This window comes from Archangium violaceum (assembly GCF_016887565.1).
GTDB classification, from domain to species: domain Bacteria; phylum Myxococcota; class Myxococcia; order Myxococcales; family Myxococcaceae; genus Archangium; species Archangium violaceum_B.
Genome location: NZ_CP069396.1, coordinates 5,781,595 through 5,797,684, shown reverse-complemented (window position 1 = coordinate 5,797,684; position 16,090 = coordinate 5,781,595). Strand labels below are relative to the sequence as shown.

Below are 16,090 nucleotides of genomic sequence, written 5' to 3'. Positions count from 1 at the left end.
CCCCCCACTGGCTTCACTGCTCGTCCAGGTACTCCGTCTTCAACTGGGCGAAGACGCGATCCGCGATGCCCTTGAACCTCAAGCGCTCGATGAGCTGCTGCAAGTCGCCCTTCACCGCGATGCGCCGCCGGAGCACCGCCTCCACGGGATCCAGGCTGCCCTTGAGCAGCTCCTTCCACACCGTGTACGGCGCCCGGGCCAGGTAGGCCGGCTCGAGCTCGTCCAGGTCGTCCGGATCATCCAGCACCCGGAGCTTCTCGATCCGGGCGTCGCGCGGCACCACGTGCACCACGAAGGGGCGCGGCAGCTTGCCCGGCTCGGCGTCGACGATGATCCCGATCTCACCCACCCAGCCCTGGGCGGCCAGCGAGCGCTCCGGATCCTCGTTCACCAGCCGTACCGCCTCCTCACACCACTGCTTGGACGGGAACGTCGCCATGCCGCCCGCTACCCCCTACGGAAGATGCTCTTGATGCTGGAGAACAGTCCGCTGCCCTCCTGCTGGGATGACGGCGAGGCCGCCGCCTGCTCGGCCTTCTGGGCCTTCTCCTCGGCCAACCGGGCCAGTTCCTTCTTGAGCAGCTCCGGGGTGTCCCGGGTGGCCAGCTCGATGCGCCGGGGGCCACTGGGCTCCTCGACGATCACCTGCAGCAGACACTCCTCGTTGAGCCGGAAGTCGATCTTCCGCCCCGCCGACTCGGCCGGCACCTTCAGGGTGCCCAGGTACTCGTTGTCCACCATCAGGTCGCTGTCGCCCTGGAAGATGTCCATCTCGATGAAGGGCGCGCCGGGCTCCTTCGGCGGTGGCAACCGGAAGCTCTTCACCAGCGGGATGAGGGAGTTCTTCTCGATGACCCGGCGCACGCGCCCGTTGGGCAGCGCGTAGCCGATGGGCATGGACACCGCGTCCAGCAGCGTCACCGAGTCGATGGTCCCCAGCGAGTCGGCCAGGAGCGCCGCGCCCAGGGCCACGCACTCGTCCGGGTGCACGCCCTTGCGAGGCGGCTTGCCGAAGTGCTCCTGGATGCGCTGCTGCACCAGGGGCATGCGGCTCTGCCCGCCCACGAGGATGATCTCGTCGATCTCCGAGCGGCTGATGCCCTTCTCCGCCAGCACCCGGTCGCAGATCTCGAACGTGCGATCGACCAGGTCCATGGTGAGCGCGTTGAGGTTCTCGCGCGTGAGCGGGATGCGCAGGTCGATCGGCTTGCCCTTGCGCTCCTCGATGTAGGGCAGGTCGATGACCACGTTGGGAATGAGCGTGAGATCGATCTTCGCCGCCTCGGCCGCGTTCTTGATGCGCTGCATGGCGATGGGGCTCTGCGAGAGATCGATCCGGGTCTCCTCCCAGAACTTCTCCAGCACGTAGTCCATCACCCGGTTGTCGAAGTCGACACCGCCCAGGAAGGTATCGCCGCCGGTGGCCAGCACCTCGAAGACGTTGCCCGTCAGGTGGAGCACCGAGACGTCGAAGGTGCCGCCGCCCAGGTCGTAGACGAGGATCTTCTGATCCAGCCCGCGGTTGAAGCCATAGGCCAGCGCGGCCGCGGTGGGCTCGTTGACGATGCGCTTGACGTTGAAGCCAGCCAGCTTGCCGGCCTCTTTCACCGCCTGGCGCTGGCTGTCCGTGTAGTACGCCGGCACGGAGATGACGGCCTCGTCGATGGGGCCCCCGAGGAACTGCTCGGCGATTGTCTTGAGCTGCTTGAGGATGAAGCTGGACACCTCGGGCAGCGAGTACACCTTGCCGCCCAGCATCACCGCCGCTTCCCCGTCGGCGCCCTCGACGATGTCGTACTTGAAGTAACCCTTCAGGTCATCGACGACCTTGGACTGGTACTTGCGGCCGATGAGTCGCTTGGTCCCGTAGAGCGTGTTCTTCGGGTTGGTGACCATCTGGTCCTTGGCCACGCCGCCGACCAGCAGGTCACCCTTGGCGGAGAGTGCCACCACGGAGGGGAGGATCAGATTGCCGCGGTCCGTGGGGACGATCTTCGGGATGCGGTTCTTCACGGACGCGACCAGAGTGTTGGTCGTACCCAGATCAATCCCGATGATGCGAGGTCTGTCCGCCATTGGAGTCCTACTCTGTATCACGTCAGGAGGCGTCTTGCTCAGTTCTCGTCTCCAGGATCAACCGGTCATAAGGCGCCTCCTCGCCTGCCGGTAGTTCCTCGATGAAACGGGAAAGCCGGAGGATCGCCCGCTCTCCCGCTCGGAGAACCGCCGAGATAGGGTACGTCAACGCCAGCTCATCCCTGGCTCGGGTGGCGGCCACGTAGAACAGCCGGCGTTCCTCCTCCTCTTCGTCTGGGGTACTGGCGGCGCCCGGGAACGGGAAGCGGCCCTCCGCCAGGGAGATGACGAAGACCACCCGCCATTCCAGACCCTTGGATTGGTGGATGGTGGAGAGCGTGAGGCTCTCGTCCGGAGCCTCGCCGGTGGCCTCCCGGGCCGAGAACTCGGCCACCAGGGCGATCTGCGACAGGAAGCGCGGCAGGTCCTCGAAGCGCGCGGCGAACTCGGCCAGCTGGCGGATGTCGTCCTCCCGCCGCTCCTCCTCGGGGAACCCGGTCCGCAGGTACTCGCCGTAGCCACCCGCCAGCACGTCCTGGATCATCTGTCCCGGGGTCGGAATTGACCCTGGTTGAGTCAGCCGCTCCAGGAGGCGGCTGAGCCGTTCGAGGCCGGGCAGGGCCTTGCGAGGCACCTGGGATTGGATCTCCGGACGGGAGAGGGCCTCCACCAGGGACAGCTCGGGAGGAAGGGCGATCAGCGCCTCCCAGAGGGACTCGGCCCTGGCGGGACCAATGCCAGGCACCAGCTTGACGATCCGCTTGAGGGCGAGCTCGTCGCGCGGGTTGGCGGCGAGCCGGAGGTGGGCGAGCACGTCCTTGACGTGGATCTGCTCGAAGAAGCGCACGCCCGAGCGCACCCGGAAGGGGATGCCCCGGCGGGTGAGCTCGAGTTGAAGCTCCAGGGAATGGCTGTGCGCGCGGTACAGCACGGCCATCTGCTCGAGGGGCACGCCCGTGTCACGCAGCTCGAGCACGCGTTGGGCCACGAAGGAGGCCTGCTGGTCCACGTCCAGGGTGGGGACCAGCACTGGCACCGGCCCCGGGGGACGCGAGGAGATGAGCTGCTTGGGGAACTGGCGCTGGTTGAGCGAGATGGAGGCGTTGGCCAGCCGGAGGATCTCCGGTGTCGAGCGGTAGTTGCGGGTGAGGTGGTAGATGGCGCAGCCGGGATGGCGCTGGGGGAAGTCGATGATGTTGGTGAAGTCCGCGCCGCGGAAGCTGTAGATGGACTGGCAGTCGTCGCCCACCACGGTGAGGTTGCGGCGCTCGCCGGCGAGCAGATCCACGAGGTCACCCTGCAGCCGGTTGGTGTCCTGGTACTCGTCCACGAGCACGCAGTGGAACCGGTCCACGAGCCGCTCGCGGAGGAGGGAGTGCTCGATGAGCAGGCGTTTGAGCAGCACCAGCAGATCATCGAAGTCCATCAGGTGCATGCGCGCCTTGCGCTCGGCGAAGCGGCGGGAGACCGCGAGCACCTCCTCGAGGAGCGGGAGAAACTGGGGCCGGTGCTCCACCAGCACCTCGGCCACCGAGCGTTGCAGGTTGGCGGCCATGGAGACGAGATCCAACACCACCTCGGCCCTGGGGAAGCGCCGCTCCCGAGGCAGCTTGCGCTCGGCGATGCAGGAGGACATCAGGTCGCGCGCGTCCTCGCGGTCCAGCACGGTGAAGTCGCGCGAGAAGCCGAGCGCCCCGGCATGCTGGCGCAGCAGCACGTGGGCCGCGTGGTGGAAGGTGCCGCCGAGCAGCTTCCCCACGTCCGCGAAGGAGCCGGCCAGCTCCTCGACCCGCCGCGTCATCTCCCGCGCGGCCTTGTTGGTGAAGGTGAGCAGCAACACGCCCTCGGGGGGAGTCCCGCGCTCCAGGAGCCGAGCCACCCGGAACGTCAGGGTGCGCGTCTTGCCCGAGCCCGCCCCCGCGATGACCAGCACCGGCCCCTCCCCCGCTTCCACCGCTCGCAGCTGCTCCTCGTTGAGCAGCTGCTCGTAATCGATGCGCGGCGAGTGGGACGCCGTCGCGGCCTTCAGCGTGTACGTACGGGTGGCCATGGGCGACTCACTCTACTGGTCGGTCTGACCTGTCGGATCCGGTGGGTTCGCCGGACGGGGAAGATCCGTTCAGGGGGTCCCGAGCGCCGACAGTTGCGTGGAGGCCTCGGCACGGACCTCCGGGGAAGGATCCCGCTCCCGCGCCACTCCGAGCAACAGGGGCGCGAGCCGAGGCAGCTTCGTTCCCACCGAGCGCAGCGCGTCACGGCGCTGGGACACGGCGCTCTCCAGGCGCTCGCGGACCGCGTCGTCTCCGCATGTGCGAGCCCCGGGCGTCTTCTCGCGCAGCAGCAGCTCCGCGTCCGCCAGCCGCGCCTCCGCCAGCTTCAGCGCCTCGGCCGCCGTGACCGCGAAGCTGTCGAGGTCCTCGGGGAACTCGGTGTTCGCCTTCCGGGCCCGGGAGATGGTCTCCGACGCGAAGCGGGCATTCTCCACCGCCGCGCACAGCTGCCGCGCCGCCGCCAGGGGGACGCCACCCTCGGGGGAGATGGACTCCTCGCGCGCCACCCGCAGCGACCACAGCGAGAGCTGCCGGGCCGCCACCGCCGCCGAGAAGGACTGGCGCCGCTCCTCGCGAATCTGCACCCAGCGCCGCAGCACCACCGGATCCGGATCCTCCGGAACGAAGGCCCGCTGGTACTCGGCGGTCGCCTCGCCCATCCGACCCGAGAGGTCCAGCAGCGCCGCCATCGTCAGGTACAGCTCCGGGCTGCCCGCCTTCTCGCGCAGCGACTCCAACCGCACGGCCACCTCGTAGTCCGCCACCGGCTTCGGAAGGGCGCGCAACACCGTCTGGAGGCTCGCCAGGGCCCGCTGCCGCACGAGCGGGTTGCGTCCCGAGCGCAACGCCTCCACCAGCGGCTCCAGCGCCTTCACCGAGACGTGCTGGCCCAGCTCCTCCGCCGCCTGCCACCGGTCCATCGGGTCTGGCGCCACGAGCGCGCGCCGCAGATCGTCGATGCTCCGCAGGTAGTGCCCCACTTGCGTGAACTGGACCAGCGGCTCGGGATTCAGGAGCGCCACGCGCTCGGCGCGGGCCCGGGCCAGGCGCGAGGGGAAGTCCTCGAGCTTCGCCCCCAGCGGGTGCCCCGCCACACGCCCCGCCGCTTCATCCAGGAGCCCGGAGACGAGGAGCCCCTCCACCTCGAGCGCCAACAGTCTCACCTTCGCCTGCTCCCGGTACCGCCCCGCCGGGAAATCCCGCAGGTAGGCGAAGAGCTGCGCGGCCCCCGCCGTCTCGGCCCGCGCGAAGGTCTCGTCGTCCAGCCGCGACTCCACCTGCAACCGCCGGGGATCGTCCGGAGCCTCCTGCAGGTAGGCCCGGAGCTGCTGGGTATCCTTCGTCGAGGACAGCTCCTTCAGCTCCGCCTCCTTCAGCAGCCGTCGAGCCTCCTCGTGCTGCGCCCCGTCCGGATGGTCCCGGAGGAATTGCCGCAGCGCCGCCGCCGTCCCCGCCTCCTTGGCCGCGTTGAAGCGCAGTCCCTCGAGCAGGGCCCGGGCCGCACGGGACTGCGGCTCATCCGGGTGCGCCTCCAGGAAGCGCTTGTAGGCCACGACCGTGTGCAGCTTCGAGGCCTCCTCGAACTCGAGCTCGGTGACGCGCACCTCCACCGCCTCGGCCTCGTCCCCCACCGGGTACTCGCGGAGGAACGCGCGATAGGCCTCCAGCGTGTCCGCGTCCCTGGCCCGTTGGTACGCCCGGGGCGCACCACAACCGGTCAGCAGCAGCAACAGGGAGAGGGCTCGGAGCTTGCGCATCGCCGCAGCATTACCACCACGTCCCCCGGTGAAAAACCCGAGCCACCGTGTCCGCCCGGCTGGGTGGTTTTTTTGACTACATACCCATTGGACCGGACCATCCGTCTCGTGGAATCGCTACAGGGAGGTCGCGTCATGAGGCTCTGCGTGTTGCTCGCGGGACTGGTGGTGATGACGGGATGCGCCACCGGCGCGCCCCTGGGCGGACGGGTGCTGGCCTCCAGCTACCGCTACAGCCCGCTGACACCCGCCGCCGCGCCCCGGGCGCCGCTGAGCGAGGTCGCCTCCTCGTCCGCCCCTCGCAAGCAGGTGCGCCCTCCCCCGCCCGCTGCCCGCCGCCAGGACGTGCTCACCGTCGCGCGAGAGCTCGTGGGAAGCCGACGGGTGAAGCTCGCCGGGCGCACGTGGCCGGACGACTGCACCGGCTTCGTCGAAGCCGTGTACGCCCAGGCTGGCGTCTCGTTTCGGGGCGAGGGCCTGTCTGGGGACAACGGGGTCACCGCGCTCTACCGGTACGCGAAGGCGCATGGGCGCGTGTACACCCGGGGCCAGCCGAGGCCGGGCGACCTGGTGTTCTTCCGTGAGACGTATGACCAGAACCGCGACGGGCGGCGCAACGATGGGCTCACTCACGTGGGGCTGGTGGACGGCATCGAGGACGATGGCACCGTGGTCGTCATCCACCGGGTGAAGCGGGGCGTGGTGCGCTACCGGATGAACCTGGCGAAGCCGGGCCTCCAGAGGGACCCGCGCACCGGAGAAGTGCTGAACGACATGCTGCGAGCGCCCGGCGCTGGCAAGGCGCCCGTCCTCACCGGACAGCTCTTCGCCGCGTTCGGGTCCGTGCTTCCCGAGCCGAGCCCCACGGCGGTGGCCCGGAGGTAGACCCTCATTCGAGGAGGAGCGCGCCAGGGAGCCCGGCCGGACACCCAGGAGGCAGGCGTCACCAATGTGCGTTGTTGGACGTCATGGACATCCTGTCACGTTGGTTGTTCCGCAGTTGTTCGAAGTACATCCGGAGTTGCCGGCCTCGGTGCGGTACGTGAGGGAAAGCAGCCCGCATCGTCAGCCCCGAGAGGATCTTCCACGTGCATGCGCAAGCACTGACCCCGAGTGGTATTCCCGCGATCGGTGCCATCCCGTGGGGAAGTCATTTCTGCAACTTCTACTCGACGGCGGAAGATCTGGTGGACTCACTGGTCCCGTTCTTCAAGGCGGGCCTCGAGCACAACGAGCAGTGCCTGTGGATCACCTCCGAGCCCTTCGGGGTGGAGGACGCCAAGACCGCGTTGCGCAACGCCGTGCCGCGACTGGAGATGTATTTCGAGGAGGGCCGTATCGACATCCTCGATCACCGGGAATGGTACCTGCGCAGCGGCGACACGGATGCCGCGGGCGTCCTCCAGGGGTGGATCGACCGCAAGGAACAGGCGCGGGCGCACGGACGCGCCGGGCTTCGCCTCACCGGCAACACCTTCTGGCTCGAGTCGAAGGACTGGAAGGACTTCGCCGATTACGAGGCCACGGTGAACGCGACCTTCCACCAGCACGAGATCGTCGCCATGTGCAGCTACTGCCTGCACCGCTGCGAGCCGATGGGCATCCTCGATGTGGTGCGCAACCACCAGTTCGCGGTGGCGCGGCGTGAGGGCGAGTGGGAGGTCTTGGAGAGCGCATCCCTGAAGATCGCCAAGGAGGAACTGCGCCGGCTCAACGCTCAGCTCGAGCGGCGCGTCATGGAGCGCACGGCCGCGCTCGAGGCGGCACTCCAGGAGCGAGCGCGAGCCGAGCAGGATGCGCTCGCGGCGGTGCGCGCCCGCGACGAATTCCTCTCCCTGGCGTCGCACGAGCTCAAGACGCCGCTCACCTCGCTCCGACTGCAGCTCGAGCTGGTGAAATCGGCGGTGACCAGCGCCGACGGGGAGGTGGCCCACCGGCTGACGCCCAAGCTCCAGACCATGGAGCGCCAGCTGCTGCGGCTCAACACGCTCAACGGCAGCCTGCTGGACGTGACGACGCTGGATAGCGGGCAGCTCCACCTGGACTTCCAGCAGATGGACCTGGCCACGCTGGTGCGCGAGGCGGTGGAGCGACTCGAGCCGGACTTCGCGCGCGCGGGCTGCGAGGTCCGGGTGGAGGTGGAGGGAGAAACGCTGGGCTGTTGGGATCCCCTGCGGGTGGACCAGATCGTGGTCAACCTCCTGTCCAACGCCATCAAGTATGGCGCGGGCAAACCCATCCAGCTCCGGGTCCAACGGAGTGGCGAGTGCGTCACCTTGGAGGTGACGGACCAGGGCATGGGAATCTCCCCGGAAGCGCGGAGCCGACTGTTCCGCAAGTTCGCACGGACGGCGCCCGCGCAGCACTACGGCGGTCTGGGGCTGGGCCTCTACATCAGCCGCATGCTGGTGGAGGCGATGCGAGGCACCATTCGGGTGGACTCCCAGCTGGGCCAGGGTGCCACCTTCACCGTCTCGCTCCCCTGCTCGGTCAGCCAGGAGCGATAAGGCGTCTGGGGGGAAACCCCTGGAGCCCGCAAAGGCGAAGGCCCCGAGTTCTCACGTGATGTGAGGACTCGGGGCCTTCAAAAAAAATCCGGCAGCGACCTACTCTCCCGCGCGGTTTCCCGCGGAGTACCATCGGCTCTGGAGGGCTTAACTTCCGTGTTCGGGATGGGAACGGGTGGGACCCCTCCGACATTGCCACCGGAAAACATGTGACTCGTACATACAAAGGGTAGTTTCAATTCCTGCTGAAAAGCTCTGTGCCTTCTTCCGGGCCCGGCGCCGCTGTTTGTAGCGCGCTCGGGGCCTCGACCTCGGCCTCGAATCTCCAGACTCCCTCCGGTTTACACCGGGGAGCCTGCCAGAGATTGAGGTATAGTAAGCCGCTCGACCAATTAGTACCGGTTAGCTCAACGTGTTACCACGCTTACACACCCGGCCTATCAACGTCGTAGTCTTCGACGGGTCTTCTGGGGCTTGCGCCCGGGATACCTGGTCTTGAGGTCGGTTTCCCGCTTAGATGCTTTCAGCGGTTATCCAATCGACACATGGCTACCCAGCGATGCCTCTGGCGAGACAACTGGTACACCAGCGGTGTCTCCAACCCGGTCCTCTCGTACTAAGGTCAGAGCCTCTCAAGTATCCTACGCCCACAGCAGATAGGGACCAAACTGTCTCACGACGTTTTGAACCCAGCTCGCGTACCGCTTTAATTGGCGAACAGCCAAACCCTTGGGACCTGCTCCAGCCCCAGGATGCGATGAGCCGACATCGAGGTGCCAAACCTCCCCGTCGATGTGAACTCTTGGGGGAGATAAGCCTGTTATCCCCGGAGTACCTTTTATCCGTTGAGCGATGGCCCTTCCATTCAGGACCACCGGATCACTATGACCTGCTTTCGCACCTGCTCGACATGTCTGTCTCGCAGTCAAGCTCCCTTATGCCATTGCACTCGCCGCCCGGTTTCCAATCGGGCTGAGGGAACCATCGCGCGCCTCCGTTACGTTTTGGGAGGCGACCGCCCCAGTCAAACTACCCACCAGACAGTGTCCCAGCTCCCGTTGAGGGGGCATGGTTAGACACCAGAATCCGACAGGGTGGTATTTCACCGTTGCCTCCACCGAACCTAGCGGCCCGGCTTCAAAGGCTCCCACCTATCCTACACAGTCGAACCCTAGTGTCACTGTCAAGTTGTAGTAAAGGTTCACGGGGTCTTTCCGTCTTGCTGCGGGTAAACTGCATCGGCACAGCTATTTCAATTTCGCTGAGTCCCTCTCCGAGACAGTGCGGAAGTCGTTACTCCATTCGTGCAGGTCGGAACTTACCCGACAAGGAATTTCGCTACCTTAGGACCGTTATAGTTACGGCCGCCGTTTACTGGGGCTTCGGATCATCGCTTCGCCTTGCGGCTGACGAATCCCCTTAACCTTCCAGCACCGGGCAGGAGTCAGACCCTATACGTCGGCTTCGTGCCTTCGCAGAGTCCTGTGTTTTTGGTAAACAGTCGCTACCGCCATTTCTCTGCAACCTCTCTCGGCTCCAGCTGTACGCCTTCACCTACCAGAGGCCCACCTTCTTCCGAAGTTACGGTGGAAATTTGCCTAGTTCCTTGGAGGAGAGTTCTCTCAAGCGCCTTAGGATTTTCTCCTCACCCACCTGTGTCGGTTTGCGGTACGGACACCCTGTAGACTCCCCGCGGAACTTTTCTTGGAAGCCGAGCATCAGCAACTAACCCCTTGCGGGGCGCCGTCGGGTCTCGGGGATAGCTGCCGCGCCTTTTCATCGTACGCGACACCCCTACGCCTTTGGACTGGCACAACCACCGGCCAGCTCGCCTAGCTTTCTCCGTCCTTCCTCGGTTCAACGTCTACAAGATGGCGCAGGAATATTAACCTGCTTGCCATCACCTACGCCTTTCGGCCTCGGCTTAGGTCCCGGCTAACCCTGGGAAGATTAACTTGACCCAGGAAACCTTGGGTTTACGGCGAGGGGGTTTCCCACCCCCTTTATCGCTACTCATTTCGGCATCAGCACTCGCAACAACTCCACCAGCCCTTGCGGTCTAGCTTCGCAGTCGTTGCAACGCTCCCCTACCACTGCATGCGCCTGACGCATGCAATCCGAAGCTTCGGCGCTAGTCTTGAGCCCCGTTACATTTTCGGCGCGGCCTGTCTCGACCAGTGAGCTATTACGCTTTCTTTAAAGGATGGCTGCTTCTAAGCCAACCTCCTGGTTGTCAATGACCTGCCACATCCTTTCTAGTGTTCACTTAGACTAGACTTGGGGGCCTTAGCTGTCGGTCTGGGTTATTCCCCTCTTGCCAATGGACGTTATCACCCACTGACTGCTTCCCGGGATAACAATTACCGGCATTCGGAGTTTGGTACGGTTTGGTAATCTGGTGAGACCCCTAGCCGTTCCAGTGCTCTACCTCCGGTATTGAATTACCCAAGACGATACCTAAATATCTTTCGGGGAGAACCAGCTATCACGGAGTTTGATTGGCCTTTCACCCCTACACACAGCTCATCCCAGAAATTTTCAACTTTCATGAGTTCGGTCCTCCATGAGGTGTTACCCTCACTTCAACCTGGCCATGTGTAGATCACCCCGCTTCGGGTTATAATGCACGCAACTGAATCGCCCGTTTCGGACTCGCTTTCGCTCCGGCTCCACCTATCGGCTTAGCCTCGCTACGTACATTAAGTCGCCGAATCATGATGCAAAAGGTACGCCCTCGCACTGTCTTGCGACGTAGTGCTCGGACTGCTTGTAGACATGCGGTTTCAGGTTCTTTTGACTCCCCTCACAGGGGTTCTTTTCACCTTTCCCTCGCGGTACTTGTTCACTATCGGTCGCCAAGGAGTATTTAGCCTTACCGGATGGTCCCGGCAGATTCAGGCAGGATTGCACGTGTCCCGCCCTACTTGGGTACCCCGCTCGGCCTCCGCTAGTTTTCGCGTACGCGACTGTCACGCTCTTTGGTGCACCTTTCCAGGTGCTTCCGCTAACCAGCAAAGGTCCTACCGCGGACCCGCAACCCCGGTGCCACTTGCGTGACACCGGTTTAGGCTGTTCCCATTTCGCTCGCCACTACTCTGGGAATCACTCATTGTTTTCTTTTCCTCAGGGTACTGAGATGTTTCACTTCCCCTGGTTCGCTCCTTCGGCCCTATGTATTCAGGCCGAGGTCATACGAGTTTCCTCGCATGGGGTTTCCCCATTCGGACATCTCCGGCTCAACGTTCGGTTGGCAACTCCCCGGAGCTTTTCGCAGCCACCCACGTCCTTCTTCGCCTCTTGGCACCTAGGCATCCACCGCACGCCCTTAGTAGCTTACTTACCTTAATCTCTCGCAAGCCCGCCTCCCGGCGGGATTCTGAATCTCGAGACCAAGGTCCAGGCCCCAGCTCTTCGCTGCGGACCCGGAAGAAGACTTCTTGCTTGAGTCACCTCGCTTCCAGTGCACCTGGCCTCTCGGCTCAGTCACACCTTCCACGGGTGCTTAGAACTTCTCAGCAGAAATTGAATTCTACCCTTCGTATGCACTTGTCAAAGAACGCTTCCAATCCAGTGATTGGAAAACTTGTGGAGCTGATCGGGATCGAACCGACGACATCTAGCTTGCAAAGCTAGCGCTCTCCCAGCTGAGCTACAGCCCCGGAAAGTTCGTCTTGGGTTTGCACCTGCCGGCCGTCATCGCGTCACCCAGTCTCCCCCGATGGGGAACTGGTGGGCCTAGGTGGACTTGAACCACCGACCTCACGCTTATCAGGCGTGCGCTCTAGCCAGCTGAGCTATAGGCCCAGTTGGTGAGTCCCGAAACAGCTACTTCTCTTTCAAAGAGCCGAGCCGCATGGACTCGGTCCCTCAAAACCAAACAGCAAGCCCTGACAGACTGCGAAACGTTGACCTGGTCGACCTAGGCCACCGAAGTGGCTGGTGCACCCTGTCGCGCCGAAGCGCTGACCGTGCACCCGGTCTCCTTAGAAAGGAGGTGATCCAGCCGCAGGTTCCCCTACGGCTACCTTGTTACGACTTCACCCCAGTTACCGACCACTCCTTGGGCACCCCTTGGTGGGATGACTTCTGGAGCAATCGACTCCCATGGTGTGACGGGCGGTGTGTACAAGGCCCGGGAACGTATTCACCGCGGCGTGCTGATCCGCGATTACTAGCGATTCCGCCTTCATGGAGTCGAGTTGCAGACTCCAATCTGAACTGAGACCGGTTTTATGCGATTAGCTCCCTCTCGCGAGTTGGCGACGCGTTGTACCGGCCATTGTAGCACGTGTGTAGCCCTGGTCATAAAGGCCATGAGGACTTGACGTCATCCCCACCTTCCTCCGGTTTAACACCGGCAGTCCCTCTAGAGATCCGCTTGCGCGGCAACTAAAGGCGAGGGTTGCGCTCGTTGCGGGACTTAACCCAACATCTCACGACACGAGCTGACGACAGCCATGCAGCACCTGTCTCTTGGTTCCCTTGCGGGCACTCCCTCATCTCTGAAGGATTCCAAGGATGTCAAGACCAGGTAAGGTTCTGCGCGTTGCGTCGAATTAAACCACATGCTCCACCGCTTGTGCGGGCCCCCGTCAATTCCTTTGAGTTTTAGTCTTGCGACCGTACTTCCCAGGCGGAGAACTTAATGCGTTAGCTACGGCACCGCGGGGGTCAACACCCACGACACCTAGTTCTCATCGTTTACGGCGTGGACTACCAGGGTATCTAATCCTGTTTGCTCCCCACGCTTTCGCGTCTCAGCGTCAGTTACCGTCCAGGTGGCCGCCTTCGCCACCGGTGTTCCTCCCCATATCTACGAATTTCACCTCTACTTGGGGAATTCCGCCACCCTCTCCGGCACTCAAGCTCTGCAGTTTCGGGCGCACTTCCTCAGTTGAGCTGAGGGCTTTCACACCCGACTTGCAAAGCCGCCTACACGCGCTTTACGCCCAATAATTCCGAACAACGCTTGCACCCTCTGTATTACCGCGGCTGCTGGCACAGAGTTAGCCGGTGCTTCTTCTCCCGGTACCGTCAAGCCCCTAGGTGTTAGCTAGAGGGTTTTCGTCCCGGTCGAAAGTGCTTTACAATCCGAAGACCTTCATCACACACGCGGCGTTGCTGCGTCAGGCTTTCGCCCATTGCGCAAAATTCCCCACTGCTGCCTCCCGTAGGAGTCTGGACCGTGTCTCAGTTCCAGTGTGGCTGATCGTCCTCTCAGACCAGCTACCCGTCGTCGCCTTGGTGGGCCATTACCCCGCCAACTAGCTGATGGGCCGCGGACTCATCTGGATGTGATAGCTTGTATACAGAGGCCACCTTTTCCCTCAGGAGCCGAAGCTCCCGGGGGCTTATCCGGTATTAGCCAATCTTTCGACTGGTTATCCCAGACACCCAGGCAGATTATCCACGTGTTACGCACCCGTGCGCCGCTCTACTAGGATTGCTCCATTCGCGCTCGACTTGCATGTGTTAGGCACGCCGCCAGCGTTCGTTCTGAGCCAGGATCAAACTCTCCAATTGAAATTTGAAGAATTTAGAACCGGCATCCGTCAGGGCCCGGCTAAGGGACACCCGACTTCGCTGTTCAAGGTACCCCTGGAATCGACTCACGCCGACTCGCTTCGGGGTACCGCTTAGAATTGACTGCGGTTTCCGCAATCTGTCTTCTTGGGCTTGCTATTTGGTTTTCAAAGACCGAGTCGCTTGTCGTTGCCGCGACTTTTTGCTACCGTGTGCTTCTCAGCTGCACCCCATTCAACCTCGGGGCCGCATTCTTTATTTCGAGGCGGCTTTTCTGTCAAGTGGCCGTTGCCACTCCGCTTCACCGCTTCGCCTCATTGGGAGGTAACATCGCGCCGGAGCGCTTTGTTTCTTCCTTTTCGAGGAGGGGCGCGGAACCTACTTCGCTTCCGCATCCCGTGTCAACTCGCTTCGTCGACTCTCTTCTTCCCGCCGACTCGGCTTTCGCCGTTTCGGAGGGAGGCGGCTTCTACCACCACCGCGTTGGGAGTCAACTCGCTTCGTCGACTTCGTATTTCATCTGTCACTGCTTCGTCCGGGGGACTCCGTCGCCAGTGCGACTTCGCCTGTCCGTCCGAGGGGCGCGGCTTCTATCTCGCGGTCCCAGAGGAGTCAACCACCTTCGTCGACCCTCTCTTCCCACCGACCTGGCTTTTGTCGCCAATGCGACTTCCGCCGTTTCGGAGGGAGGCGGCTTCTACCACCGCCGCGTCGAGAGTCAACTCCGCTTCGTCGACTCCTTATTCCGTCTTTCAACCCGTCCGGGAGCTCCGCCGCCGTTGCGGCATCGCCTTCCCGTCCGAGGGGGCGCGGCTTCTATCACCGCCGCGTTGGGTGTCAACGGCCTTCGTCAACGCCCTCTTCCCTCGCTCACACGGAGAGATGGAGAAAATGGCGGAGCGCTTGCCGCCCCGCTCAGCGCGAGACGAGCAAGCGCTCGGTACGTCGTTCCCGGACTAGGAGGACGGAGCGCGCGCCGTGCGATCCCATGCGGCGCGCTGGGTGTTGCGCAGGAAGCGCCAGAAGCCGACCACGATCGCCAGGTTCATGGTGACGAAGTAGTAGGCCACCGACGCCACGCGCCGGGCCGTTCCCTTCAGCAGCCCCTTCTTCCCCAGGAACGCCAGCCCGTAGAACAGCACCTGCCCCGCCAGCGTCAGCCGATAGAGCGGGCTGTGCAACAGGAAGAGGTTCGCCACCAGCGCCAGGGCCATCAGCACCGGCGCGCACCAGCGCAGCAGCTTGTGCGACCAGAAGGCGAACGCCGGGAAGCCCGCCAGCGGCGACAGCAGCCCCGGCACCATCCGCAGGCTCTGGAAGTTACCCGCCGCGATGCGCGCCCTCCGCCCGAACTCCTTCCCGTAGTCCTCCGTCGTCTCCTCGTGCGCCACCGCCTCGGGCTCGTAGACCACCTTGTAGCCCTTCTCCAGGATGCGCAGCGGAATCACGAAGTCGTCCACGATCGTCGCCGGCGGCAGCGCGTTGAACAGCGAGCGGCGGATGGCGTACAGCCCCCCGTTCGCCCCCACCACCGCCCCGCGCTTTCCCTCGTAGAACTTGATGAGCGACTCGTAGGTCCAGTACGTGCTCTCCTCGTACTCGGCCTTCGTCGGGTTGAAGAGCCGCAGCTGCCCGCACACCGCCCCCACCTCGGGGTCCTCGAAGTGCCGCACCAGCCGCTTCACCGCCTCCGGCTCGATCATCGTGTTGGCGTCCGACAGCAACACGATGTCCCCCTTCGCCACCGGGATGCACCGGTTCAGCACCGACGTCTTCCCCCCACGAGGCGCCGCCGACAGCCGCACCCGCTCGTCCGTGCACCGCAGCACCCGCTCATCCGTCCCGTCCGTCGAGCCGTCCGAGCCGATCAACACCTCGAAGCGATTCGCCGGATAGTCCAACGCCAGGCTGTTGCGCAGCTTCTCCTCGATGCAGCTCGCCTCGTTGTAGGCCGCCACCACCAGGCTCACCCGCGGCAGCTCGCCCGGCCGCTCACCCCGACGCCGGCTCGCCCCCGAGCGCATGTAGCGTACGTTGTGCAGCACCTGCGCCGCCCCATCCAGGGCGAACAGGAACACCGGGTACAGAAAGTACGTGTGCACCAGCAGCACCGCGGCACACCAGAACACCAGCTCCGCCATCACCCCTGCCTCCCCGCCCCTCGATACGCGTTGAC

The 16,090-nt window shown here is 64.0% G+C and carries 7 protein-coding genes, 2 tRNA genes and 3 rRNA genes; 2 read left to right on the top strand and 10 right to left on the bottom strand.

Annotated elements, in window-relative coordinates; translation table 11 throughout:
- Window positions 1-13: 13 nt before the first annotated feature.
- From JRI60_RS23695 to JRI60_RS23680, 4 genes are all read right to left on the bottom strand, one after another.
- The gene (locus JRI60_RS23695) at window positions 14-439 is read right to left on the bottom strand and encodes an SCP2 sterol-binding domain-containing protein (RefSeq protein ID WP_204228162.1); all 426 of its coding nucleotides are present in this window, start codon (window positions 437-439) and stop codon (window positions 14-16) included.
- Between the two features lie 8 nt (window positions 440-447).
- Window positions 448-2,076, bottom strand: coding sequence for an Hsp70 family protein (locus JRI60_RS23690; protein WP_204228161.1), 1,629 nt, complete (start codon window positions 2,074-2,076; stop codon window positions 448-450).
- A 22-nt stretch (window positions 2,077-2,098) separates the two neighbouring features.
- The gene (locus JRI60_RS23685; protein WP_204228160.1) at window positions 2,099-4,126 is read right to left on the bottom strand and encodes an ATP-dependent helicase; all 2,028 of its coding nucleotides are present in this window, start codon (window positions 4,124-4,126) and stop codon (window positions 2,099-2,101) included.
- Window positions 4,127-4,195: 69 nt separating this feature from the next.
- Window positions 4,196-5,884 (bottom strand): HEAT repeat domain-containing protein, encoded by a 1,689-nt coding sequence (locus JRI60_RS23680; RefSeq protein ID WP_204228159.1) that lies wholly within the window; start codon window positions 5,882-5,884, stop codon window positions 4,196-4,198.
- Between the two features lie 135 nt (window positions 5,885-6,019).
- Between JRI60_RS23680 and JRI60_RS23675 the strand changes: the two genes are divergently transcribed.
- Together JRI60_RS23675 and JRI60_RS23670 are read left to right on the top strand one after the other, a co-directional pair.
- Window positions 6,020-6,769, top strand: a complete 750-nt coding sequence (locus tag JRI60_RS23675) for a CHAP domain-containing protein (RefSeq protein WP_204228158.1) — start codon at window positions 6,020-6,022, stop codon at window positions 6,767-6,769.
- 302 nt (window positions 6,770-7,071) lie between these two features.
- A complete protein-coding gene (locus tag JRI60_RS23670; RefSeq protein ID WP_239470690.1) occupies window positions 7,072-8,391 on the top strand; it encodes an MEDS domain-containing protein in 1,320 nt (439 codons plus the stop codon).
- A gap of 86 nt (window positions 8,392-8,477) precedes the next feature.
- Here JRI60_RS23670 and rrf read toward each other — a convergent pair.
- The 6 genes from rrf to JRI60_RS23640 form a co-directional block, all read right to left on the bottom strand.
- A 5S ribosomal RNA gene (rrf, locus tag JRI60_RS23665) occupies window positions 8,478-8,594 on the bottom strand.
- A gap of 168 nt (window positions 8,595-8,762) precedes the next feature.
- Window positions 8,763-11,730: ribosomal RNA gene (locus JRI60_RS23660) — 23S ribosomal RNA — on the bottom strand.
- Window positions 11,731-11,977: 247 nt separating this feature from the next.
- A tRNA-Ala gene (locus JRI60_RS23655) sits at window positions 11,978-12,050 on the bottom strand.
- A gap of 68 nt (window positions 12,051-12,118) precedes the next feature.
- Window positions 12,119-12,195: transfer RNA gene (locus tag JRI60_RS23650), tRNA-Ile, on the bottom strand.
- Between the two features lie 183 nt (window positions 12,196-12,378).
- Window positions 12,379-13,914: ribosomal RNA gene (locus JRI60_RS23645) — 16S ribosomal RNA — on the bottom strand.
- The 16S, 23S and 5S rRNA genes sit together here with 2 tRNA genes alongside, the layout of an rRNA operon.
- Before the next feature lie 956 nt (window positions 13,915-14,870).
- On the bottom strand, window positions 14,871-16,055 hold the full coding sequence (locus tag JRI60_RS23640) for a glycosyltransferase family 2 protein (RefSeq protein ID WP_204228157.1): 1,185 nt from the start codon (window positions 16,053-16,055) through the stop codon (window positions 14,871-14,873).
- Window positions 16,056-16,090 lie beyond the last annotated feature (35 nt).